Here is a 25066-nt window from a genome sequence, read left to right on the forward strand (position 1 = left end):
AATGTTTGGATTTAAAAGTCCAAATGAAGTTTATGAAGAAAAATTAGTTAAATTAGCATAGGGGTAGATGTGTGCAATTAAACTTGCAATTTTCATATCCTTAAAATTTATATACTTATTTTTAAAAAAATGTTAAAATATGCATTGAGGTGATTTTTATGGTAAAAGATTTAAAAGAACAAATTCTTAAATTAAGTAAAAGAATTGAAGAAGAGTTCGGAATTGAAATTTTAGAAGAATTAACAGAATTTTTCGAAGAAGAAGAATATGCTAATCTACTTTTAGATATAAAAGTAAAGAAAATAAAACTTTTTGGTGATAAAGATGAATTATCATTTGTTGGATTTTATTTAGGCGATTATCATATTACATTTAATTTTGAATACGGCGAAGATGAAGAAGGCCCTTATTATGATGTAGAGGTTGAAATTATTAACGTATAAAAATGGACTTTTTAAGTCCATTTTTATATTTCATCTATTTTTTTATAATGTATATTTTTTGTTGGAATATTATCTATAAAAATTTTGCCATATCTTTTTGTATATAATCTATTATCAAGTATTGTTACTATCCCTCTGTCGTCCTTACTTCTTATAAGTCGACCTATTCCTTGCTTAAATTTTATTATTGATTCTGGAATTTGATATTCCATGAATGCATTTTTTCCTTCTTTATTCATATTTTCAATTATTGCTTCTACTACTGGATCACTAGGTACTTTAAATGGAAGTTTTACTAAAATTACTGAACTTAATTTTTTCCCCTTTACATCTACTCCTTCCCAAAAACTATCTGTTCCAAAAAGTACTGGTTTTTCAGCTATTTTATACATATTAATCAATTTGTTTCTTGGAGCACTTCCTTGTAAAAAAATTTCATATCCATCTTTTTCTAATTTATCTCTTATTAAATAATAAAGATAATTCAAACTTGAATAAGATGTAAATAACAAAAATGTATTCCCTTTTGCTTTTTCAATAAGTTTTATTATAAAATCTTTTATTTCATCCAAAAAATTTCTATCATTTGGATTTGGAATATCTTTTGGAATATATACTTTCATTTGTTTATCATAATTAAATGGAGAATGTATTATTTTTTCATAAGTTTCTTCTTCTAATCCAATTGATTTTTTAAAATAATTAAAATCTTTTCCAATTGCAATAGTAGCAGAAGTAAATATTATTTTATCTAAATTTTCATAAAGAGTAGTTTTTAATTCATTAGTTATTTTAAGTGGTGTTGCTACTAATTTTGCATTTCCTCTCTTTATATTTGTAGATAGCCAATATATGTATTTCTCATCTTCCATTTCTGTAATAAATTTAAAACTCATAAAATAATTTTCAATTCTATCTACATATTTTTTATAATCATTAATAATACCTTCTTCATCTTCATAATCTTTTAAAACTCTATTAAATTCTCTCTGTTTTCTAATATATGTATTATATGAAATATATAGTTCTGCTTCAAATTTTTTTAAATTATTCCAATTTTCATCTATTAATAATTTTTCTGGTCTTAATCTTAAATTTATACTTCCTGTTCCAGAATATAATTCCATTAATTTGATAAAATAATCATTCCCTTTTCTAAATAATTCTTCATGAATAGGGATAATTGTATCATTAATATATTTTTTTATTTTTTCATACTCTTTTTTATTTTTCTTTTTTATATAATAGCTTATATTATATATCTGTCCTAAATTTTTTGATTTCCCTGGTTTTATTCTATATATATTATTCATTGCTTTTGTAAATGAATATTTTGATACTTCATAAGAAAAATAATCTCTTGCTACTTTTTCTATATTATGTGCTTCGTCAAATATCACTAAATCATAATTTGGAATTATAGAAAATTCTGTATTAAATCCAACTTCTTTTCTTATTGCTAAATCAGAAAAATACATGTGATGATTTGTAATAAGAAGATCTGCCTCTTCTTTTTCTTCTCTTGATTTCATAAAAAAACATTTATGCTTATTCGGACATTTATTCATAGTACAAATATCTGTTTCACTTGCAAAAAGTTCCCATACATTTGATGATGGTTCAAAATATAATTCTGCTTTATCACCAGCTTTTGTTTTTGTAATCCATTCTTTTATTTTTTCTATTTCTTGGATTTGTGATTCACTAAAATCCTCACTATTTATTCCGCCATTTCTATTTAAATTTATATATTTTCTAAGACAAACATAATTCCCTCTTCCTTTTACTAAAACATATTTAAAATCTTCTGGAATTACTTTTTTTATTATAGGTATATCTTTATTTAAAAGCTGCTCTTGTAAATTTATTGTATTTGTCGTTACTATTACTTTCTTTTCATTTTTTATTGCCCATTCAATAGCAGGGATAAGATATGCCAGAGTTTTTCCTGTTCCTGTTCCCGCTTCTACAATAACTTTTTTATTATTATTAAGTCCTTCCTCTATAATTTTTGCCATTTCTAACTGTTCATATCTATATTCAAATTCATTAAATACTTGACTTAAAACTCCTTCTTTTTCAAAAAAAGGAACAACATCTATTTTTTCCAAAATTTCTTCTTTTAACTCAACTATTACATATATGTCATCAACATCATTATTTACTATATATGCCCCACCTTTTTTTTTATTTGCATACATTGATGCTACTGCTATATCTGCATCAGAAGGATAAAGATAACCAGATGGATGATTATGTATTATAACTTCTTTTTTTTTCATATATGAAATTATAGCCGGTACACTTTTTTCATTCCCTCTTGCTATTACTTCTATATCATATACCATCATATCTTCATCTGTTATCCCTCTAAAAAACACTTCATTTCCAAAGGCATTCTGTATCTCTTTTTTTATTTTTTCGCACGCTTCTTGTGTAATTCTATCTAAAATATTCATTATTCACCTCATAATTTATTCATTATATAATTTTACTATGTTTTAAAAAATTTTTAAAGTTGATTTTTGTTTTTATTTTTGATATAATATATATGGTCCATGTTCAATGAAAAAAGTCCATAACCTTGAATATCGTGTTGTCAAGAAAATATCTTGACTTATTTTAACAAAAATGTTAGATTATTGAAAGAATTTTTAATTTTTTAAGGAGGTATGGAACTTTGGCTCATTCAAAATCAGCAAAAAAAAGAGTTGTTATCGCAGAAAGAAACAGAGTAAGAAATCAAGCAATAAAAAGTAAAGTAAAAACTATGGTTAAGAAAGTATTATTAGCAGTAGAGGCTAATGATGTAGAAGCTGCAAAAGCTGCTTTAGCTGTAGCTTATAAAGAACTTGATAAAGCTGTTTCTAAAGGTGTATTAAAAAAACAAACTGTATCTAGAAAAAAATCTAGATTAGCTGCAAAAGTAAATTCATTATAATAAAAAGGCTGAAAACAGTCTTTTATTATATTTAAAAAATACAATGATAATTATCATTGTATTTTTTTGTTTAACTTACTATTGCTTTCCAAAATTTCCCAACTATACTAAACTCTATATTTTTATCTATTATTATAGGCTCATGGTTAATATTTAAACTTGTTAATATAACTCTTCCTGTTTTATCTCTATTATACACTTTAATTACTGTTTTATTTTCTACTATAAATACCCCTATTTCACGATTTTCAGGCATTATCCCCACTTTTATAAGTACGATATCTCCTTCATGGAATTTAGGTTCCATACTATCTCCTTTTACCTTTACTCCTACTATATCTGCTCTTGCACCTATTAGTGGTATTTTAATACTTTCTTCTGGTTCTGGATAATTTTCGATTTCGTTATAACCTGCTCGTACATAAGAATATACCGGTATCTCTTTATAGTCATTATCTTGTATAAAACTAATATTTTGTTCTACATTTTCTACTTTTTTTAATTTTTCTATAATACTGTTTTTTCTATTAATTTCTTTTTTTAATGTTTTCATTTCTTCTAAAACGATATTAGGAGTTTTTGCAAATGCTAAAATTCTTCTTAATTTACTCTCATCTTCTTTTTTTAAGTCATAATAATTTAACAATTTATTTAAAATTTTATCTGATGGAACAATTTTATTATTTTCAATATCATGTAAGTATGATTTTGATACTCCTGTATTTTTTGAAAGTTCAGTAAGAGTTAATTCACTATCTATTCTTAATTTTTTAAAATATTCCCCATGTGTATTCAAAATTTTCCCTCCTTATTTATTTGATTTTTATATTTTTTTAATTAAATTTATAAAAAATTTCTTCTATATAAAATATCTAATTTTTCAAATTATATAATTCACCTAAGTATAGCTTTTAAATATTTTAACTTTCATATAAAAGTTTTTTTGTATTTATCTCTAATAATCTTGTAATTTGTTTTTTATTATATTTAATTATTCTTATCAAATATATTATACATTTTTTTTTGAAAAAAATCAAAAAAATCCATTTTTTTTTGGAAATAACCTTGATTTTTTTTTAAAAATATATTACACTATTAATAGGAAATGTTCGATTAAAAACGGAAAAGGTGGGATTTATGATAAGTGAAGTTATTTTAGCTGATAAAATTCAAGAAATTGCTAACAAAAAAAATATTTCAATTAACCAACTTGCGCACATGATAAACTACTCGCCAAAATCATTGAAACATACTTTATATAAAATGAAAAAGAATAACCAAGATCAAAGCCTTAGTTTTGATTGTTTTATAGCTATAACAGAAGCTTTAAATATTAATATAGAAGAACTCATGTAACATCATCTTTTTTTATAAGAGAGAGTAAAATATTTTTTCTAAATATTTTATGCACTCTCTTATATTTATAAATTTAGGAGGAATTTCAATGTCTAATTTATTTGAAAAACAATTAAAAAATTTGTTTTCATCACAAAATAGATTTATTCAAATTTTTGAAAAGCAATTATCTAATGAAAATCTTAAACTTTTATATCAAAACATGTTTAAAACACTTCAAACTAGAGCTTTTTATTACTCTTTAATTAGTCAAAATAATCATTTCGAATCTTTACTATTTGAAAAAATTAATAATTATAACTTTTTCAAAATAAATAAACTTTTTAAAGAATTTGAAATATTAATTTTAAAAATATTTTATAAAAATAATGAATTTAATAAATATAATTTAAAACTTATCCAACAACTAATTATTGAAGAAAAAGAATTTCATGATTTTTTAAAAAAATTATTATCTAAAAATATTTCTTTAGAATCTTCTAATATAAATAAAATCACTTCTTAAAATTAAGAAGTGATTTTATTTATAATTATAATTTTTTTTCAAATAATTCTGTTACAAGTTTTGGATTTGCTTTTCCTTTTGTTATTTTCATTACTTGACCCATTAAACCTTTTAATACTCTCGGCTTTCTTCCTTCATCAGCTTGTTTATAATCTTCTACCATTTTAGGATTATTTGCTATTACTTCATCTACTATTTTTTCTATTTCTGAACTATCACTTACTTGAGTAAGACCTTCTACTTTTACTATTTCTTCTGGATCTCTACTATCTGTTAACTTCATTTCAAATACTTTTTTAGCTATTTTACTAGATATAGTTCCATTATCTATTAATTTTATAATTTTAGCTAAATGTTCTGCTCTAATACTAAAATCTGTTATTTCTTTGTTTTCTTCTTTTAATACTCTTAATACTTCTGTAATTATCCAGTTAGAACTAGATTTAGAATTATTACTATATTTTGCAACTTGTTCAAAATAATCTGCTAATTCTATTTCATTAGACAATATTTCAGCATCTTTTTCTTTTAAATCATATTCTTTAATAAATCTTTTTACTTTATCTATTTTTGATTCTGGCATTTCAGCTTTTAATCTTTCTAATCTATCATTATCTATAATTACTTTTACTAAATCAGGCTCTGGAAAATATCTATAATCATTTGCCTCTTCTTTACTTCTCATTACTCTTGTTACTCCATTTGCTTCATCCCAAAGCAATGTTTCTTGTTCTACTACTCCTCCATTTTCAATTAATTCTATCTGTCTTCCTATTTCATATTCTATAGCTTTTGCTACTGCTTTAAAAGAATTTAAATTTTTAGTTTCTGTTCTTGTTCCAAATTTTTCAGTTCCTTTTTCTCTTACAGATACATTTGCATCACATCTAAGAGAACCAAGCTCCATACTTACATCACTTATACCCGTATATTTTATAGCTGTTTTAAGTGTATTTAAATATTCATATGCTTCTTCTGGTGTTCTTATGTCTGGTTCTGATACTATTTCAATTAAAGGCATTGATGCTCTATTAAAATTTACAAATGATTCATTTGTTGTATGAATAGATTTTCCTGCATCTTCTTCTATGTGGATTCTAGTTATTCCAATTCTTTTTTCTCTACCAGAATTTAATTTTATATCTAAATATCCATTTTCAGCATACGGTTTATCAAATTGAGTTATTTGATAATTTTTAGGTGTATCTGGATAAAAATAATTTTTTCTATCAAACTTACTTTCTTTATTTATGTCACAGTTTAAAGCAAGTCCTGCTTTTATTGCATAATCTAATACTTTTTCATTTAGTTTTGGTAATACTCCTGGATGCCCTAAACATATTGGACATACATGTGTGTTAGGTTTTGCATTATCATAATCTGTACTACATCCACACCATACCTTTGTACCTGTTTTTAATTGACAATGTACTTCTAATCCTATTACGGCTTCCCATTCTCTTGCCATCTATATTAAACCTCCTATTAAATATTATCTGGTAATTCTATTCTATAAGCTCTTTTTTCAAAATTATTTGCTACTTTTAATAAAGTTGTTTCGTCAAAATGTTTTCCTAATAATTGCATCCCTATCGGTAATCCATTTTTATTTTTTCCTGTTGGTATTACAATCCCTGGAATACCTGCTAAATTTGCTGATATTGTAAATACATCTTCTAAATACATTTCAACAGGTGATTTTTTATCTGTTAATTTAAATGCAGTATTTGGAGTAGCTGGTGTAAGTATTACATCTACATTTTTAAAAGCTTTATCAAAATCATTTTTTATTAATCTTCTTACTTTCTGAGCTTGTTTATAATATGCATCATAATATCCTGCACTAAGTACATATGTACCTATCATAATTCTTCTCTTTACTTCATCTCCAAAACCTTCACTTCTAGTTTTAATATAAAGATCTTTTATATCTTTATAATTTTCAGTTCTATATCCATATCTAATTCCGTCAAATCTAGCAAGATTTGAACTAGCTTCAGCTGGAGCAATTATATAGTAAGTTGATGGAGCATATTCTGTATGCAAAAGTGAAATTTCTACTATTTCAGCCCCCATTTTTTTATATTCTTCAATAGCATTTTCTATTGCTTTTTTTACTTCATTATCCATACCATCTATAAAATATTCTTTTGGAATTCCTATTTTTAGTCCTTTTATATCTTCATTTAAATTTTTTGTATAATCAGGAGTTTCTATATTTAAAGAAGTTGTATCCATCTCGTCATGTTTAGCTATTACATTCATAAACATAGCTACATCTTCTACAGTTTTTCCAAAAGGTCCTATTTGATCAAGTGATGAACCAAATGCAATAAGTCCATATCTTGATACTCTTCCATAAGTTGGTTTAAGTCCTACTACTCCACAAAACGCTGCTGGCTGTCTTATACTTCCTCCTGTATCACTTCCTAGAGTAAGGATTACTTCTTGTGCTGCTACTGCTGTAGCGGATCCTCCTGACGAACCACCTGGTACTCTCTCTAAATCCCATGGATTTTTACTTTCTTTTATAAATGAAGTTTTTGTTGTCGAACCCATAGCAAACTCATCCATATTAGTTTTTCCTATAAGAATCATACCTTCATCTTTTATTAATTTAACAACAGTTGCATCATAAATACCCTTATAATTTGATAAAATTTTTGAAGAAGCAGTAGTTGGCTCACCATTGCTTACCATATTATCTTTTATTGCTACTGGTATCCCTTCAAGTGGTTTTAATTCTATTCCTTTTTCTATTTTTTCATCTACTTTTTTAGCTTGTTCTAAAGCGTTTTCTTTATCTAAATAAACAAAACTACCTATTTTATCTTCTACTTCATTTATTCTTTCAAAAATACTATTTACTATATCAACAGCTTTTATCTTTTTTTCTTTTAAAAGTTTAGAAAGTTCTTTAGCTGTTAATTTATATAATTTTTTCATTTATTCCTCCTTTTAAAATCAAATACATAATTTAAACTTATTAACTTAAATTAATTATTTTATTTTTATAGAAAATTAAATATTTTCTTTATTTAATTCATATATTGTTTTTGCTACTATTATACCTAAATATGCCCCTATTATTACATCGCTTAACCAATGCTTTCCTTCATAGATTCTAAATATTCCTATTAAACTTGCTACTATTATACACAAAATTCTTATTTTTTTATTTTTATAAAAATAAAAAAATATAAAACACACTGAAAATCCTGTAATTGTATGACCTGAAGGAAAGCTTGTATTTGTATAATTAAATATTTTATTAAATTTAAAAAAATTCAATTCATTAAAACTAACAAATGGTCTTTCTCTAAGTATTATATGTTTTAATATTTGTACAAAAATTCCTGAATATAAATTACTTGCAAGGGCTAATATAGATATTTTAGATAAATTTTTATTAAATTTAATTCCTACAAAATATAATATTATTAATGGTATTGATATAATATCTGCCTTGCCTAAATTTTGAAAAAAAACTGCAATATTCCCTAAATCTATATTATTAATTTTTTTCCAAAATAACATAGTAATTTTCTTATCTAATAAAAAAATTGATAATATTACAAAAAATAATACAATATATGTTGATATATTTTTAAAAAGATTATTTAAAAAGTGTTTTGTTATTTTTAAATATCCCTCTTTTATTATTTTATAAATAAAAAATAATAATAAAATATAAACTAATATCATCATTTTAGTCCCTTATAATTATAACATTTATAAATATAAAATGTTCTATATACTTTATTTTTTCGTTTTATATCTATAGTTTTTATAAGTTTTACTTTATCAAAATCATATATTCCTCTTGGATCATCATTATAAAAACTATGTGCTATAAATATACCGTTTTTTCCTATAAGATTTTTTTCGTTTTGTAGAAAATCAAATTGTTCTATTTTTTTATTTAATGAATATACATAATCTTTATTTGGCAAATAAAAATAAAGCTGTGATGCTGTTTGATATCTAGAACCAAATATAAACCAATTATTTTTATCTGTATACATATTTTGTACTATTTTCCCTACTTTATCCCATCCATACATATCAGTTGTTATATCATCTTTTTCTGGTATTGGCAATATAGGATAAATTAAATGTATATATATTATCAATGATAATCCTAAAGCTGTTTTCCATCCTATATTAAAACTTTTTTTTCTTAAATTAACACTATGAGTATATACAATTAAAAGTGGAATATATGCTGTAGCCAACCAATGTACTTTTGATGGATTTGAAAAAGAGCTTATAGTAAATATAGCTACTAAAGGTAATGCATAAAAAATTAATAATTTAACATATTTTTTATTAAAATTTTTTATACTTTCTTTAAATAATCCGACAAAAATAATTGGCGATACTATTGCTATTTGTCCAAATAGAAATTGTGAAAATAAATATGGTCTAAATTTATATACTTTTTTTTGTCTTTCAACTAAATGAAACGAAAAAGATATAAAATCATGCTGTATATTCCATATTATTACTGGTAAAAAAAGAAGTAAAGATAGAACAAATCCTAAATATACTTCTTTTTTAGTAAACCAAAATCTTTCTTCTTTATCAAATATCAAATAAAAAAATATTGCAGGATATACCATAAACATATTATATTTACTAATTAATCCAAGCCCTACTACAATCCCAAGTAGATACCAATATTTTTCTTTTTTCTCTTTTATTATTTTAATAAAAATATATAAACTCAATGTATAAAAAATAAGTAATGGTGTATCTGGCAAACTCATTATTCCTGCAAGAGCAAAAAGTGGTATTATATTAAATAAAATTACACTCCAAAATGCTCTTTTTTTATCATAAAATAAATATATACTTATTTTATATATTAATAATGATACTATTAATATTCCAATATTTGCAGGTAATCTCACTGCGAAATTATTATTTCCAAATATTAATGTAAATATTTTTATAAAATATGCTATCATTGGAGGATGATCATAATAACTTATACCTAAATGATTTGACCACATCCAATAATACGCTTCATCATCTGTTAAATTAAGTACTGTCCCCCATATTAACCTAATTATAAAAAATATTAAAAGTACAATTAATACTCTATTTTTTTTTAATATTTTTTCAAACATATTACTCTCCTTAATTTTCGCCAACTATTTTAGGAACCACAAAAGATCCTTCCAAAGACTCTGGGGCATTTTCTAAAGCTTTTTCATTTGAAATAGATTTTACTATTTTATCATCTCTAAATACATTATAAATATCATTTATTTGTGCCAGAGGTTCTACTCCTTCTGTATTTACCTCAGATAATTTTTCAACAAATTTTAAAATATCATTTAAGTCATGTTGAAATCTTTCAATATCTTTTTCTTCAAATTCTAGCATTGATAATTTTGCTATTTTTAATACTTCTTCTTTTGATAATGCCATTTTAATTCCTCCTTAAATTCTCTCTCTTTTTAATATTTCTATTATATTATTAAAATTATTATATTTATAATGTCTTATATTATTTTCAGAACAGTATTTTTCTAAATTATGTCCTATTTTTGCAAATACATAATCTGCAGATGTTACACACGGTATATCAGAACTTCCATCTCCGATAAATATTACTTTTTTATACTCTGTCTTATATTTTTCAACTATACTTTTCTTACAAATTCCTTCAAATGCCTCATTTACATCATATGGAAATGTTACTTTTATCCCATTATTAGTAAAATTTACTTTGTTTGAATAAATATGTTCAATTGGTATATTAATTTCATTTTTTTCAAAATTCGGTAATATATTTTCATAAGCTCCCGCACTAACTACTCTTATATTGTAATTAATATATTCTAAAAATTCTTTAAAATATGGATCTAATACTATGTTTTTAATTACATTTTTCTTGTACTCTTCTTCATCAATATTAAGACTTTCCACAAGTCCTTTTATATAATCTCTTACTCTTAGTTTTCCTTCTTTAAATTTTTTTTGATATTCATATACAAGTTCTTTATTATACTGTTTTAATAATTCATCAGTACTATCTTTTAAACTTATAGTTTTATCAAAGTCTACTAAAAAGATTTTTTCTTTCATTAAAACTCTCCTCTTTTTCATCTATACATTCATACACAAAATATTCTTTTTTTATTAAATCATTTCTATAATTTAATTTCTGTAATAAATTTACTTTACTAAATCTTTTTTCCAATTTTTCTTTAAAATTAATTTTTCCAATATATATAGCTCTTTTAATAGGATGTTTTAAATCTTTTTTCCATAAATCATATTGAGAGAATCTAGTACTATCTAAAATATAAGTTTTTTTTGGCATATTTAAATAATATGCAATTTCAGAGCCATGATAAGAATCTATTAATAAATATTCATAGTTCTTTAAATTTATTTTTTTATCTAAACCTTTATATACCGTATCAAAACCTTTTAATCTATACTGTAATATTTTTATAGGTTTAGGTAAAATTGGAATAAATTCTGGTGTTTTAACTAATCCTACTACAATAACAGTAAATATTATAGCTCCTTTTAAAGTTTTTTTCATATTATTTTTCACATAAAAATAAGCTAAAAATATTGCTCCACTTATATATGCTGGTGCTGTCCAATTTGGTTCTGATTTTTTATATAATGCATTATATGCAAAAAATATAAATACAAATATAAAGTTTATAAAAAAATATCTAAGTTTTTTATTTTGCCAAATATATTTAAAATATTTAATTATAAAATAAAAAATCGTTACAAAATATACTGGATGAAAAATTAAAATTTGACCTCCAATAAATTCTAAAAATTTATCAAATCGAATAATTTTTTTTATAGCTACTCCATGATTAAATTGAAATCCAAATGATATAAAATCATTTTGATAATTCCAATAAAGAACTGGAAACGAAACTATTATTCCCAAAATTACAGCTAAATAGAAATCCTTTTTAAAAAATACTTTTCTATATTCTTTATCACTTAAAAGAAATATTATCATTACTATAGCTATTAATATTGCTGTATATTTTGATAAAAAAGCACATCCCATAAAAATAGAAGCTAAATATATCCCTCTTCTCTTGTCTTCAAAAATATATTCATAAGCAAAATATAAAGATAAAGTCCAAAATAGTATCAACGGCGAATCTGGGGTAATTAGCATAAATCCCCCTTGAACTATTATTGTTGATAAAAAAATATATATACTATATTTTGCAACTTTTTTATCAAAGGCTTTTTTAGCAAGTTGATATACTATATATGCAGATAAACTTATACTAAATAAAGCAGGTAATCTTATAAAAAATTTATTATCACTAAAAATTGTAAATATTTTTATAAAATATGCTACCATAGGTGGATGATCAAAATATGATAATTGTAATCTTTTTGACCATACCCAATAATAAAGTTCATCACTATAAAAAGGCCATAATATATTAAAAAAAATATTTATTAATACTACAAAAGAAAGTACTCTTTTTGTTTTAATATCCATATTATTCACCTTTTAATTTATTTTTATTAAATCTCATCCAAACTACTTTTAATACAGCTTCCAAAAATATTTTTTTAGACATTTTAGATTTTCCTAGTGTTCTATCTTCAAATATAATTGGTATTTCTTTTATTCTTAATCCTTTTAACCAAACTTTATAGTTTAATTCTACTTGAAATGAATAACCATTAGATATAATTTTATCTAAATCTATTTTTTCCAATGTTTCTCTTCTAAAACATTTAAATCCACCTGTAAAATCATTTATTTTTGCTCCTAATATAATTCTAGAATAAAGACTTCCGCCTCTACTAATAAATTTTCTAATAATTCCCCAGTTTTTTACTCCTCCACCTTTTACATACCTACTTCCTATTACAAGGTCATTATTTTCTATCTCTCTTAAAAAATCTGGAATATATTTTGGATTATGTGAAAAATCAGCATCCATTTCAAAAATATAATCATATTTTTTTTCTAAGGCCCATTTAAATCCTGCTATATATGCAGTCCCTAACCCTAATTTCCCTTTTCTTTTCATTAAAAAAAGTTTTTCTTTATATTTATCTCCCATTAATCTTTCAATTATTTCATAAGTTTTATCCGGAGAATTATCATCTACAATTAATATATTCAAATCATTTTTTACAGAATATATTAATTCTAATAATTTTTCAATATTCTCACTTTCATTATAAGTAGGTATAATTATTAATGTTTTTTTACTCATTACTATCTCCTTCTATTTTTTTGTCTTTAAATGTTATAAAATAATTTCCTAAAAAATTAAAAATTGTAGCAATTCCTATTGCAAAAAATTGTGCTAAAACTTTTGAAAATTTTAAATGATCTTTTAAAAAGCTAACATTAGAAAATACTCTTATAAATATTTCTAAAAATATTAAATTTATTATAAAATTTATTGAACTTATAATCATAAAATTCATATATTTTTCTTTAATGGTTTTATTTATCCCTTTATCTCTAAAAGTCCATAAAAAATTCCAAATAAAATTGTTTGTAACTGCAAATAAAAATGCAATACTTGCTGTTAAAACTGTATTTGTTACATCAAACACATATGTAAGTACTGAAAATACAGATAAATTAACGATTACTCCACTAGCACCTACTATTCCAAATTTTAAAAACATTCTAATTATTTCCATATTCCTCCTAAAGTGTTTTCAAATAATTTAATTCTTCTTCTGTTAGCTTTTTATATTCTCCAACTTTTAAATCCCCTAATTCAATTTTTCCTATTTTCACTCTTTTTAAATAAATTACTCTATTGTCTATAGCTTTTATCATTCTTCTAATTTGTCTATTTCTTCCTTCTCTTATTGATATATAAAAACTTGTTTTATTACTTTCATATTCAACATTTTCAATTATTGCTGGCAATGTTAGTCCTTCTTCTAATTCTATTCCATTTTCTAATTTGTCTATATCAAATTTTGATAATTTATTTTTAACTACAACAAAATATTTTTTGTAGATTTTACTTTTAGGATGCATTATTTTATTAAATATCTCTCCGTCATTTGTAAGTAATATAAGACCTTCTGTTTCAAGATCTAATCTTCCTATTGGATATATTCTTTTATCTGTTTTTATTAATTCTACTATTGTTTTTTCTCTTGTATCTTTTACTGCAGATAAATATCCTTTTGGTTTATTTAATTTATAATAAACTTTTTTTTCTATTTCTAAACTAATTTTTTCCCCGTCAATTTCTATTGTATCACTACAATTTACTTTTATTCCAGGTTCTGGAAATTGTCCATTTATTTTTATTCTATTATCTAATATCATTTTATCTATTTCTCTTCTAGAACCTATACCTATACTTGCTAAAAATTTATTAATTCTTATTTTTTCCAATCTCTTCACCATCTTTATTATTTTTATTTTCTTGATTTTCTTTAATTTTTTCTCTTATCTCTCGATAATTTGGTAATTCTTCTAAAGAATTAATATTTAAATATGCACAAAAATCTTCTGTTACTTCATATAAATTTGGATTCCCAATTTTTTCAGCTTTTCCAACTACTTTAACTAATTTTTTTTCATGCAAAGAAGAAACAACTCCATCTACATTTACACCTCTTATTTTTTCTATTTCACTTTTAGTTATTGGTCCATTATATGCTATAATCGTAAGAGTTTCAAAAGCAGCTCTACTTAATTTTTTAGGTTTTACTTCTGGATTAAAATATCTATAAACTGCCTCTCCACAATTTGGGTTTGTTACCAATGAGACTTTTTCATTTTCTATTTTTACATTAATTCCATTATCTTTTCTTAATTCTTTTAATTGAAATAAAGCTCTTTTCATATCTTCTATATCTAATTCAAAAAAATTAGCGAGTTCTTTCATCGATATATCTTTTGCTTTTAAAAAAAGTATAGCTTCTAATTCATTTAACATCTGCATAATTCTCACCTAATATTTCTTTTAATTCTTGCATAAAATTTATATTATATTTTTCTCCTAATAAATTATTTTCATTAATAAATAATAAATCTTTTTTATTATATTTATTCAAATTTTGTTTATATTCTTTATCAAATATATTTTTTAATAATTTTATTTTTTCTTCAATTTCTAAACTTATTTTATCGTTAATATAATATCCTTTTATTTTTTTTAAAATAGTATATGTAATTAAAATATTTTCAATATAATATCCTTTTGGTTTTTTTATATCTCTTCCATTATCAAATATTAAACCATTTTTATTAATTTTTTCTAAAATTTTACTAAGATATTTTATTTTTATATTTTCTTGATTTTCACTTAAAAATTCTGTATCATTTGTTATTTTAATATATTCTAAAAAAACATATAAAAAAAGCATATTTGAATAACATAAATTTTCCCCTAAATCATTATTTAATTCAAAATTTAAAATTTCTTTTACATCATCTAAATATCCATTTTTTAATAAATATAATGCTGAAAAAAACATATTTTCTCTATTTATAGAAAAATTTTTATTATAAAAAAAATTAATACTTCCATCTAAGTTTTTATTCATCAATATTTTTTTTATAATAACATCTTCTTTACCTTCATATTTAAAATATTCTTTCATTTTTATTTTTTTAAAATCACTTTTTTCTATAAATATATTTATTTCATCTATTCCATTATTATTTATGATAACAATACTTTCTTCAATATCTTTTATTTTTTCTTCTCCATTTTTTAATTTTTTATTTAAAAAATTTTCTATAGTGCTAAAATAAGCATTTAAATTATTTGAAAAAAAATAAAAATCATTATATTTATAGTATTTTTCTTCTTTTCGCAATTTTGATTCTTTTTCTGGTTTTATAAAAGTAATCAACTTTATATCTTTATTATATGTATTTGTTATTAATTTTATTATTTTTCTATTTAAATAAAGATATATTTTTACATCTAATTTATAATTGTTTTCAAATAAAAATAATAATTCTATATTATCTTTATTCTCTATTTTTTTTACTTCTTTTATATCTAAAAACTTATTTTTATGAAACATTTTAAATTTAATTTGTTTAATAATTTTTTTATTTTTTTGTATATTATATATATCAATAATATCAAAATTATCAATTTTATACTGAAGTAAACTATTACTATATATACTTATTCCAAAACTAATTGAATATACAAATAAAAAAAGTATTACTATTTTTTTCATAATTTACCTCACTATAAACAATAAAATTGGGTGACCAAATTTCAAAGTCACCCATATTTAAAATTAATAATCTGTTTCTGGTGATATTATTACTTCTTTATATCTATCAAAATCATTTAATAATTTTTCAATTCCCATCACAACACAATTTAAAGGATTTTCAGCTAAAATTACTGGTACATTTAAACTTTCAGATATTTTTTTATCTAATTCTCTAATAAGTCCCCCTCCACCAGCTAAAACTATTCCTTTTTGATAAATATCCGCTGATAATTCTGGTGGTGTTTTTTCTAATGTTAATTTTATTTCTTCTATAATTTGAGATATAAGCTCTTCTAACGCTTCTTTTATTTCATTTGCTTTTATTGTGATATTTCTTGGTAATCCATTTAACACATTTCTTCCTCTTACTTCACATTCTATATCTTCACTAAGTTCCATTGCTGTAGCAACATTTAATTTTATTTCTTCAGCTGTTTTTTCTCCTATTAACAAATTATGTTTTTGTCTTACATATTGGACTATTGCTTCATCAAATTTATTCCCAGCTATTCTTACAGAAGTAGTTTTTACTATCCCTCCAAGAGATATTACAGCTATTTCTGTAGTCCCTCCTCCAATATCTACTATCATACTACCTTCTGGTTCGAATATCTCAAGTCCTGCTCCTATTGCTGCAGCCATAGGTTCTTCTATAAGATACGCTTCTCTTGCTCCAGCTTCTAATGTTACATCCATAACCGCCCTCTTTTCTACTTGAGTTACTCCAGCTGGTACACATATTACTACTCTAGGTTTTGTTAAAAATTTTCTCTTATGAACTATCTTATAAAACTCTCTAAGCATTTTTTCTGTGATTTCATAATCGGCTATAACTCCATTTTTAAGAGGTCTTATAGCTTCTATATTTGCGGGAGTTTTCCCTATCATTTTTTTTGCTTTTGCGCCTACTTCATAGATTTTTTTACTTTTTACGTTAATAGCTACTACTGATGGTTCATTTAAAACTATCCCTTTATTCTTTAAGCACACTAATGTATTTGCTGTTCCTAAATCTATCCCTAAATCTTCTGAAAAAACTCCAAATACGTTGTTAAATATTCTTTTCATTTGCCACCTCATTATAAATTTTCTATTTGTAATAAATCATATAATAATTTTTCTCTTAGATCACTAACAAATTTTGATAAAGGAAATCCCATTACATTATAAAAATCTCCTTCTATCTTTTCAACTAATAAATTCCCTTTTTCTTGTATACCATAAGCTCCTGCCTTATCCAAAGGTTCTCCTTGGTTAATATACCATTTTATAAGTTCATTGTCTAGTTTTTTAAATGTTACTTTTGTTATTTCATAATTTAATATTTTTATATTTTTTTCTATATTTAAAAACGAATATGCTGTTATTACATTATGGGTATTTCCTGACAACATTTTTAAATATTTTTTAGCTTCTTCTTTATTTTGGGGTTTCCCTAGAACCATATTATCATATACTACAACTGTATCTGCAGCTAATATATAACTAGTTTTATTTTGTTTTGCCACTTCAATAGCTTTTTTATTTGCTATATCCATTATCTGTTCTAAAACATCATTTTTATCACTTACTTCTTCTACTTCTTTTGTTTTTATGTCAATATTTTTAAATATTTTTTCTAATATTTCTTTTCTTCGTGGAGATTTAGACGCTAATATCATTTTTCTCCTCCTTTAAATAATTTAATAATTCTTGTGTCATAGCTAATCCTACTTTATATTTTTTTTGCAAATATATAATATCCGTTTGATTATTTTTTATTTCCAACAATATTTTATCATATATATCTTTTCCAAAAATATCTATAAAAAAATTTTCTTTTTGATTATTTTTTATTCCTTCACTCAATTTATCTTTATTAAAATTTTTTTGTTTTTCTTCTTCTAATTTTTCTTCTAATTTTTCTTTTTTTTCTAATTTTCTTTTCTTTTCTTTTATAATTTTATCTTTTATTTCTTTTTCTTTTTTATTCTCATCAATTGATTCTTCTTTTTTTAAATTAAAATCTATTTTTTTATTAATCACTTCTTTTTCTTCTATATCTTTTTTTCTATTATTTTCATTATTAAATAAAAATTGAACTTCTAAATTTTTTATATTTTTCAATTCTTCATATTCTTTAGTTATCATATTCGGCTCATTAAAAATTTTTTCCTGTACAAATTTTTTATTTTCTATATCTCTCAATTCTTCAACTTTTATTTCATTTTTATCTAAATTTTTTTTATTTTTTAATGACTCGTCTATTATTTTTATTTCTATTTGTTCTTTTTTTTGGTTTATTTTATTTTTTTCTTCTTTTCTTTTTTTTATTTCTCTTATTTTTTTTTCTCTTTCTTCTCTTTCTTTTCTTATTTTTTCTTTATGTTTCTTTTTTAATTCTTTTATTTTTTTTCTTCTTTCAAAAAAATTCGGTTTTTTAAATTTTATTAAATTATTTTTTTCTTGTATTAATTCACTTTTACTATTTAATTCTTCTTCTGCTTTTTTATTTTTTTTATCTTCTTTTTCTATTTTTATAGATTTTTCAAATTCAAAAAAAGTATTTCTAAAATACTTTCTTTCTATTTGAAAATCATAATTTGAGTTTTTAGATTGTTTTTTTTCATTTTTTTTATTCTTACTTTCCCTTTTATTCTTACCCTCTTTTTTTTCAGTTCTCTCTTTTATTTGTTTTCTAAGCTTTTCCTTTTTATCATTTAAAAAAATATCCTCGAATTTATTGTTTTTCAATTCTACTGCTTTTTTTTCTTTTTTCTTAAATTTATTACTCTTTATTTTTTTTAATGTTCTATAACTAAAGCCTATTATTTTCCCAAAGACTATTAAAAAAACTAGGGGAAATACTAAACTATTTAATACAATAATAATGTTTTTACTTAACATATTAAATAAAGTACTTAATAATACAGTAACTAATATTCCTTTTCTTTCCCAATAATTATTAAGAATATAAGTAATAATTTCTCGCTTCGATATGACACTTTTAAGATTCAAATATAAATTAAATATTTCTATTTGAAATAAAAACAGTAAAAATATTTTTAGTCTAAATGATATCATATCATATATTTCATTCTTAAAATTAATGATTATAGCAAAAATTATCAAGTATATTGTTAATAAATTATAGTAACTTCCTAAAAAATTATAAATCAATTTATAAATGTTAGTATTAAGTATACTAATGGAAAGTAAAAATAATGCCGATATAAATAATGAAATACTTATAATTTTTTTTTGTTCTTTACCCATTTATAATCCCCTTTTAAAAAAAAATATAATAAGTAAATTCTATCATATCAAATTCTTTTTTTCAAGAATTGATAGTTAGATTTTTATACTATTTACATTATTTTTATCATATGTTAAAATATAAAATATTATTAATTTTTAAAGGAGTAGATGGAAATGAAAAATAAAGGAATAATTACTGAAATAAATAATAACGAAATAAAAGTAAATTTATTTAAAGATAGTGCTTGTAGCCATTGTTCTGGTTGCAGTGATGGAGATAAAATGTCATGTGAATATACTTTTAAAACAAATACTACTGGATTAAAAGAAGGAGATATAATTGACTTTGAAATGAATAACAACTCATTATTAAAACTTGGACTTACTGTTTATATTCTTCCTATATTTTTATTATTTTTTATGTATTTTTTAGGTAGTTTAATAAAATTATCTCAAGGAGCTAATATTTTATTTAGTTTTTTAGGTCTTATTATATATTTTATTATTCTTTTTGTAATAGAAAAAATATATGGTAAAAACTTTTTAAACCAAAATATAAAAATTTCAAAAGGTGAGTAAATATGTCTAAAATAAAAATAATCTTTTTATTTTTTCTAATAATTTCTCTTTCTAGTTTTTCAGAATACTATGCAATTGGAGCAAATTTAGGAAGTAATAAAGGATTAAATCTTTTAATTTATAATTCACAAGAAAAAGCAGTTCAAGTAAACTCTTCTTGGAGTTTAAATAATACTAGTACAACTTTTATTTTTTCTTTTGATCAAGTCTATTTTTCTCTAATGCCTGATGGTGTTACTCCTATGTATTATGGTGTTGGTATGAAAGTCTCAAATAAAGAAGATGAATACATTGGTGTTAGAGGTGTTTTAGGTGCATCATATTTTGCCCAAGATATTGATGAAAACTTAGAACTTTATATCGAGCTAGATCCTACTTTTCATTTAGCAGCCACAACAAATTTTTTGGCATTAGAAATTGGCTTAGGATTTAGATACTATTTTTAAAAAAGGTGAGAGATGTGATAAAAAAAATTTGTGGGATTTATTTTTTAATTTTCATATACAGTTTTGCTGCATATGAAGAATTCAAAAATGATTCTAGCTATGAAGAAACTATAAATTTATATTCTGGAAGTTCTTATTTTAATAATAATATTACTTCTGCTATTGGATTAAACCTTGGAACTACTACAGGATTAAATCTTGTTTACAATAACATTTCACTTACTTTAGATAGTAGGATTCTTAGTATTACTAATCCTACTTTGGCTCTTAGTATTGATTCTATTTCTAAAGATGATTTTTTTACAATTGATTCTGGTATCCCATTTCATTATGGTATTGGTATTAAATTAACTACTAGTGATAATACTAAATTTGGTTTTAGAGGATTAGTTGGTTCTAGTATTAGACTTTCTGATTTTGATGAGAATTTAGAATTATATGGAGATTTTATTCCTACTTTTTATTTACCATCATATGGAAACTTTTTAGTTTTCGAATTTGCGATTGGCTTTAGGTATTATTTACCATAAAAAAAGTGAAATTTGATTTTTCAAATTTCACTTTTTTTATATTCTAAATTCTTTTAATTGTTTTATAAATTTTTGTATCTCTTTTTTATCGTATTTATCTTTAGTTACAACTAACTGATATCCATCATTATTATCAAATTCTTCTATAACTTTAAATTCACCTTTTTCTATCTCTAAATAAACTGAGTAATAAGGTAATACTGTATATCCAAATCCTTCTTTAACAAGATTTTTTATTGTTTCAATACTTCCTTGTACTGAAATTTTATCATCTAAACTTACTTTATATTTTTTTTCAAAATTAGCAATATTTTTTCTCGTTAATGGGCTATCATTTCTCATAATTAATTTTTTTTCTGCAAGTTCAGTAGGATCATCTATCTCTTCATTATAAATAATTACAAAAGGATAATTTGCTATTTCTATAACTTCTAATTCCTTATCTTTTACATAATATGTTCCCATCAAAGCAACATCTACTTTTCCTTCTTTTAAATCTTTAATAAGTGGTGTTCGATCTTTTATTATTAAATCAAATTCAATTTCAGGATAATTCATTACAAATTGTCTTAAAATTCTTGGAAGCATTTGCTCACCAATAAGATGTGTTGATCCTATTACAATTTTTGCTTTATCATATACAACAATTCTTTCTATCTCTTTTTCTGCTCTTTTAACTTTTTGAAATATTTCTTCGGCTATTTTATATAATACTTCTCCAGAATAAGTTAACTTAATTTTTTTAGAACTTCTATCAAAAAGTTTTGTATTTAAAAGCTCTTCAAATTTTTTAATTTGAATAGATACCGCTGATTGATTTATGTATAACTTATTTGCAGCTTTAGTAAAACTACCTTCATTTGCTACTTCATAAAATATTTTTAAATAATGTAAATCCATATATAATTCCCCCAAATTTGTTCTTTGTGTTTCATTATACTACTTTTTATTTAATAATTCAAGAAAAAAGAGGATTGCTCCTCTTTTTCTATTTAAAACTTTCCAAATTGGCTTTTAATTTAGATAATTTATCTTCATATTCTTTTTGTATTTTTTTCTCTCTTTCTATAATTGCAGTTGGGGCTTTTGAAACAAATTTTTCATTATTTAACTTACCATTTACCTTAGCTAACTCTTTTTCTATTTTCTCTATTTGCATAGTTATTTTTTTAATTTCTGCATCCAAATCTAATATTCCTTCTAAAGGTACATATAGTTCACTTCCATTTGCTACTCTAAATCCTGAACTTGCTGGTCTTTCCATATTTCTTCCGTATTTTAAATTAGATAATTTTGCCAGATTTTTTATAAAAATACTATTTTCTTCTAATACTTTTAATTCGTTTTCTACACTACTTTTTATTAAAACTTCTAAATCTTTTGCTGGTGATATATTCATTTCTGCTCTTATATTTCTTATTGAACTTACTAATGTTTGAATATATTCAAAATCTTTTTCAATGTTTTTATTAATTTTATTATTATTTAATACTGGATAAGCTTCTAACATAATAGTTTCTTTTCCAGTATTTAAATTTTGCCAAATTTCTTCTGTTATAAACGGCATAAATGGATGTAATAATCTAAGCCCTTTTTCTAATATATCCCAAAGAACATATTGAGCTGTTTTTTTACCTATTTCATCATTTGAATTATATAATCTTATTTTAGCTATTTCTACATACCAATCACAAAAATCTCCCCTTAAAAATTCATATACTATTTTAGCTGCTTCATCTAAAATATGTTTTTCTAATTTTTCATTAACTTCTTTAATTGTAGTATTTAATCTTGAATATATCCATTTATCGACTAACTCAAGATTTAACTCATCTTTATTTATACTATTCTTATCAAAACCTTCTAGATTCATAAGTACAAATCTTGATGCATTCCATATCTTATTAGCAAAATTTCTTCCCATTTCAATAAGTTTTTCAGAAAAAAATACATCTTGACCTTGAGAAGTATTATATATCATTGTAAACCTAATAGCATCTGCCCCATATTTTTCTATTAAATCAAGAGGATCTGGAGAATTTCCTAATGATTTCGACATTTTTCTACCTTGTTCATCTCTTACTATACCATGTAAGTACACTGTTTTAAATGGTACTTCTTTCATTTCATATAATCCCATCATTATCATTCTAGCAATCCAAAAAAATAATATATCTGCTCCTGTTACTATTGTTGCTGTTGGATAAAACATATCTAATTCAGGTGTTTTTTCCGGCCATCCCATAGTTGAAAAAGGCCAAAGTGCTGATGAAAACCATGTATCAAGTACATCTGTTTCTTGAGTAAGTTCTACTTCTTTACCAAATTTTTCTTTTGCTTTAGCTTTAGCTTCTTCCATATTTCTAGCTACAAACATCGTTCCATCTTCTGCATAATATGCTGGTATTCTATGTCCCCACCATATCTGTCTAGAAATACACCAATCTCTTATATTTTCAAGCCAATTAAAATATACTTTTTCCCATCTTTTAGGAATTATTTTTACTTCACCATTTCTTACTACTTCAAGTGCTTTTTCAGCAAGAGGTTTCATTTTTACAAACCATTGTTTTGATACTCTAGGTTCTACTACTGTATCGCATCTATAGCAATGTCCTACAGCGTGATTATGAACTTTACTTCCTACTAATAATCCTAATTCTTCAAGATCTTTTAAAATTTCTTTTCTTGCTTCAAATCTATCAAGTCCTTTATATTTTCCACCATTTTCATTTATCTTTCCAGTATCTGTCATTATATTTAAAATTTCTAAATTTTGTCTTTCTCCTACTTCAAAATCATTAGGATCATGTGCTGGTGTCATTTTTACTACACCTGTCCCAAATTCCATATCTACATAATCGTCTGCTACTATTGATATTTCTCTATTTAATAATGGTAAAACAACTGATTTCCCTATAAGATGTTTATATCTTTCATCTTCTGGATGAACAGCTACCCCTGTATCACCAAGCATAGTTTCTGGTCTTGTAGTAGCTATTACTAAATAATCTTCACTATCTTTTATAGGATATTTTATTTCCCATATTCGTCCTTCTTTATCTATATGCTCTACTTCATCATCAGCAAGTGCTGTAGTACATCTAGGACACCAATTCACCATATATTCCCCTTGATAAATAAGTCCATCTTCATATAATTTTATAAAAATCTCTTTAACTGCATCTGAAAGTCCCTCATCCATTGTAAATCTTTCTCTATCCCAATCAAGAGAAGCACCTAATTTTCTAAGTTGTTTAGTTATTATTCCACCATGCTCTTCTTTCCATTTCCATACTTCTTCTATGAATTTCTCTCTTCCTAAATCTTCTTTCGTTAAATTTTCAGTAGCTAATTTTCTTTCTACTTTATTTTGAGTAGCTATCCCTGCATGATCAGTTCCTGGCATCCATAAAGTATTATATCCACTCATTCTTTTCCATCTTACAAGTGTATCTTGAATAGAATTATTTAATACATGCCCCATATGTAAAATTCCTGTTACATTTGGTGGTGGAATAACTATACTATATCCCTCTTTTTCGTTATCTAATGTAGCCGCAAAATATTTATTTTTTTCCCATTTTTTATACCACTTATCCTCAATTTCATTTGGAGAATAAGTTTTAGCCATATCTTTCATATTAGCTCCTCCTTAAATATATTTTAAACTTTTAATTATTAAACATAAAAAAAACAGCTATATAGAATAGCTGTTAATTGACTTTTTAATAAATTTTGATAAAATCAATTCTTAGCATGAGTCATAACTATTCTATAATTATTAT

Annotated in this window: 26 protein-coding genes; 7 read left to right on the top strand and 19 right to left on the bottom strand. The window is 23.3% G+C overall.

Annotated features, from left to right (window positions below):
- Window positions 1-158: 158 nt before the first annotated feature.
- Window positions 159-443, top strand: a complete 285-nt coding sequence (locus EV215_RS07120; protein WP_134113312.1) for a hypothetical protein — start codon at window positions 159-161, stop codon at window positions 441-443.
- Between the two features lie 23 nt (window positions 444-466).
- Here the strand turns inward: EV215_RS07120 and EV215_RS07125 are convergent, their stop codons facing one another.
- Window positions 467-2902 (bottom strand): ATP-dependent DNA helicase, encoded by a 2436-nt coding sequence (locus EV215_RS07125; RefSeq protein WP_134113313.1) that lies wholly within the window; start codon window positions 2900-2902, stop codon window positions 467-469.
- A gap of 221 nt (window positions 2903-3123) precedes the next feature.
- Between EV215_RS07125 and rpsT the strand changes: the two genes are divergently transcribed.
- On the top strand, window positions 3124-3384 hold the full coding sequence (gene rpsT / locus EV215_RS07130) for a 30S ribosomal protein S20 (protein ID WP_134113314.1): 261 nt from the start codon (window positions 3124-3126) through the stop codon (window positions 3382-3384).
- Window positions 3385-3454: 70 nt separating this feature from the next.
- On the opposite strand, the gene EV215_RS07135 is transcribed toward rpsT, so the two are convergent.
- The gene (locus EV215_RS07135; RefSeq protein ID WP_134113315.1) at window positions 3455-4180 is read right to left on the bottom strand and encodes a helix-turn-helix domain-containing protein; all 726 of its coding nucleotides are present in this window, start codon (window positions 4178-4180) and stop codon (window positions 3455-3457) included.
- A gap of 341 nt (window positions 4181-4521) precedes the next feature.
- On the opposite strand from EV215_RS07135, the gene EV215_RS07140 reads away from it, so the two are divergent.
- Complete coding sequence (locus tag EV215_RS07140) at window positions 4522-4740, top strand: helix-turn-helix domain-containing protein (protein WP_134113316.1); 219 nt, start codon at window positions 4522-4524, stop codon at window positions 4738-4740.
- An 88-nt stretch (window positions 4741-4828) separates the two neighbouring features.
- Window positions 4829-5245 (top strand): hypothetical protein, encoded by a 417-nt coding sequence (locus EV215_RS07145; protein ID WP_134113317.1) that lies wholly within the window; start codon window positions 4829-4831, stop codon window positions 5243-5245.
- Window positions 5246-5270: 25 nt separating this feature from the next.
- Here the strand turns inward: EV215_RS07145 and gatB are convergent, their stop codons facing one another.
- The 15 genes from gatB to EV215_RS07220 form a co-directional block, all read right to left on the bottom strand.
- Entirely contained in the window at window positions 5271-6713 is a 1443-nt protein-coding gene (gene gatB / locus EV215_RS07150; RefSeq protein WP_134113318.1) for an Asp-tRNA(Asn)/Glu-tRNA(Gln) amidotransferase subunit GatB, read from the bottom strand.
- Between the two features lie 17 nt (window positions 6714-6730).
- Window positions 6731-8191: an Asp-tRNA(Asn)/Glu-tRNA(Gln) amidotransferase subunit GatA gene (gene gatA, locus EV215_RS07155; protein ID WP_134113319.1), complete on the bottom strand. Its 1461-nt coding sequence runs from the start codon at window positions 8189-8191 to the stop codon at window positions 6731-6733.
- Window positions 8192-8266: 75 nt separating this feature from the next.
- Window positions 8267-8953: a phosphatase PAP2 family protein gene (locus EV215_RS07160; protein ID WP_134113320.1), complete on the bottom strand. Its 687-nt coding sequence runs from the start codon at window positions 8951-8953 to the stop codon at window positions 8267-8269.
- Entirely contained in the window at window positions 8950-10377 is a 1428-nt protein-coding gene (locus EV215_RS07165) for an ArnT family glycosyltransferase (protein WP_134113321.1), read from the bottom strand. The genes EV215_RS07160 and EV215_RS07165 overlap by 4 nt, the downstream gene beginning before the upstream one ends.
- Window positions 10378-10387: 10 nt before the next feature.
- Window positions 10388-10681, bottom strand: a complete 294-nt coding sequence (gene gatC / locus EV215_RS07170; protein WP_134113322.1) for an Asp-tRNA(Asn)/Glu-tRNA(Gln) amidotransferase subunit GatC — start codon at window positions 10679-10681, stop codon at window positions 10388-10390.
- A 12-nt stretch (window positions 10682-10693) separates the two neighbouring features.
- Entirely contained in the window at window positions 10694-11341 is a 648-nt protein-coding gene (locus EV215_RS07175; RefSeq protein ID WP_166667372.1) for an MtnX-like HAD-IB family phosphatase, read from the bottom strand.
- A complete protein-coding gene (locus tag EV215_RS07180; protein ID WP_134113324.1) occupies window positions 11310-12752 on the bottom strand; it encodes an ArnT family glycosyltransferase in 1443 nt (480 codons plus the stop codon). Before EV215_RS07180 ends, EV215_RS07175 begins: the two co-directional genes overlap by 32 nt.
- Window position 12753: 1 nt before the next feature.
- Window positions 12754-13482: a polyprenol monophosphomannose synthase gene (locus EV215_RS07185; protein WP_134113325.1), complete on the bottom strand. Its 729-nt coding sequence runs from the start codon at window positions 13480-13482 to the stop codon at window positions 12754-12756.
- A complete protein-coding gene (locus EV215_RS07190) occupies window positions 13475-13921 on the bottom strand; it encodes a GtrA family protein (protein WP_134113326.1) in 447 nt (148 codons plus the stop codon). The genes EV215_RS07185 and EV215_RS07190 overlap by 8 nt, the downstream gene beginning before the upstream one ends.
- 7 nt (window positions 13922-13928) lie before the next feature.
- Window positions 13929-14627, bottom strand: coding sequence for a pseudouridine synthase (locus tag EV215_RS07195; RefSeq protein WP_134113454.1), 699 nt, complete (start codon window positions 14625-14627; stop codon window positions 13929-13931).
- Window positions 14617-15189 (bottom strand): SMC-Scp complex subunit ScpB, encoded by a 573-nt coding sequence (gene scpB / locus EV215_RS07200; RefSeq protein ID WP_134113327.1) that lies wholly within the window; start codon window positions 15187-15189, stop codon window positions 14617-14619. Before scpB ends, EV215_RS07195 begins: the two co-directional genes overlap by 11 nt.
- A complete protein-coding gene (locus tag EV215_RS07205) occupies window positions 15173-16444 on the bottom strand; it encodes a hypothetical protein (RefSeq protein WP_134113328.1) in 1272 nt (423 codons plus the stop codon). The genes scpB and EV215_RS07205 overlap by 17 nt, the downstream gene beginning before the upstream one ends.
- 63 nt (window positions 16445-16507) lie before the next feature.
- A complete protein-coding gene (locus tag EV215_RS07210; RefSeq protein ID WP_134113329.1) occupies window positions 16508-17554 on the bottom strand; it encodes a rod shape-determining protein in 1047 nt (348 codons plus the stop codon).
- 11 nt (window positions 17555-17565) lie between these two features.
- On the bottom strand, window positions 17566-18147 hold the full coding sequence (locus EV215_RS07215) for a nucleoside triphosphate pyrophosphatase (protein WP_134113330.1): 582 nt from the start codon (window positions 18145-18147) through the stop codon (window positions 17566-17568).
- Entirely contained in the window at window positions 18131-19741 is a 1611-nt protein-coding gene (locus tag EV215_RS07220) for a hypothetical protein (RefSeq protein WP_134113331.1), read from the bottom strand. Before EV215_RS07220 ends, EV215_RS07215 begins: the two co-directional genes overlap by 17 nt.
- 156 nt (window positions 19742-19897) lie before the next feature.
- On the opposite strand from EV215_RS07220, the gene EV215_RS07225 reads away from it, so the two are divergent.
- Genes EV215_RS07225 through EV215_RS07235 form a run of 3 tightly spaced genes read left to right on the top strand, consistent with a single transcriptional unit; the run spans window position 19898 to window position 21278 of the window.
- On the top strand, window positions 19898-20302 hold the full coding sequence (locus tag EV215_RS07225) for a SoxR reducing system RseC family protein (RefSeq protein ID WP_166667374.1): 405 nt from the start codon (window positions 19898-19900) through the stop codon (window positions 20300-20302).
- Between the two features lie 2 nt (window positions 20303-20304).
- The gene (locus EV215_RS07230) at window positions 20305-20748 is read left to right on the top strand and encodes a hypothetical protein (protein WP_134113333.1); all 444 of its coding nucleotides are present in this window, start codon (window positions 20305-20307) and stop codon (window positions 20746-20748) included.
- 14 nt (window positions 20749-20762) lie between these two features.
- A complete protein-coding gene (locus tag EV215_RS07235; RefSeq protein ID WP_134113334.1) occupies window positions 20763-21278 on the top strand; it encodes a hypothetical protein in 516 nt (171 codons plus the stop codon).
- A 36-nt stretch (window positions 21279-21314) separates the two neighbouring features.
- On the opposite strand, the gene EV215_RS07240 is transcribed toward EV215_RS07235, so the two are convergent.
- Together EV215_RS07240 and EV215_RS07245 are read right to left on the bottom strand one after the other, a co-directional pair.
- Complete coding sequence (locus tag EV215_RS07240) at window positions 21315-22178, bottom strand: LysR family transcriptional regulator (protein ID WP_134113335.1); 864 nt, start codon at window positions 22176-22178, stop codon at window positions 21315-21317.
- Between the two features lie 88 nt (window positions 22179-22266).
- Complete coding sequence (locus EV215_RS07245; RefSeq protein ID WP_134113336.1) at window positions 22267-24921, bottom strand: valine--tRNA ligase; 2655 nt, start codon at window positions 24919-24921, stop codon at window positions 22267-22269.
- Between the last annotated feature and the right edge of the window lie 145 nt (window positions 24922-25066).

Source organism: Hypnocyclicus thermotrophus, assembly GCF_004365575.1.
Taxonomy (GTDB): domain Bacteria; phylum Fusobacteriota; class Fusobacteriia; order Fusobacteriales; family Fusobacteriaceae; genus Hypnocyclicus; species Hypnocyclicus thermotrophus.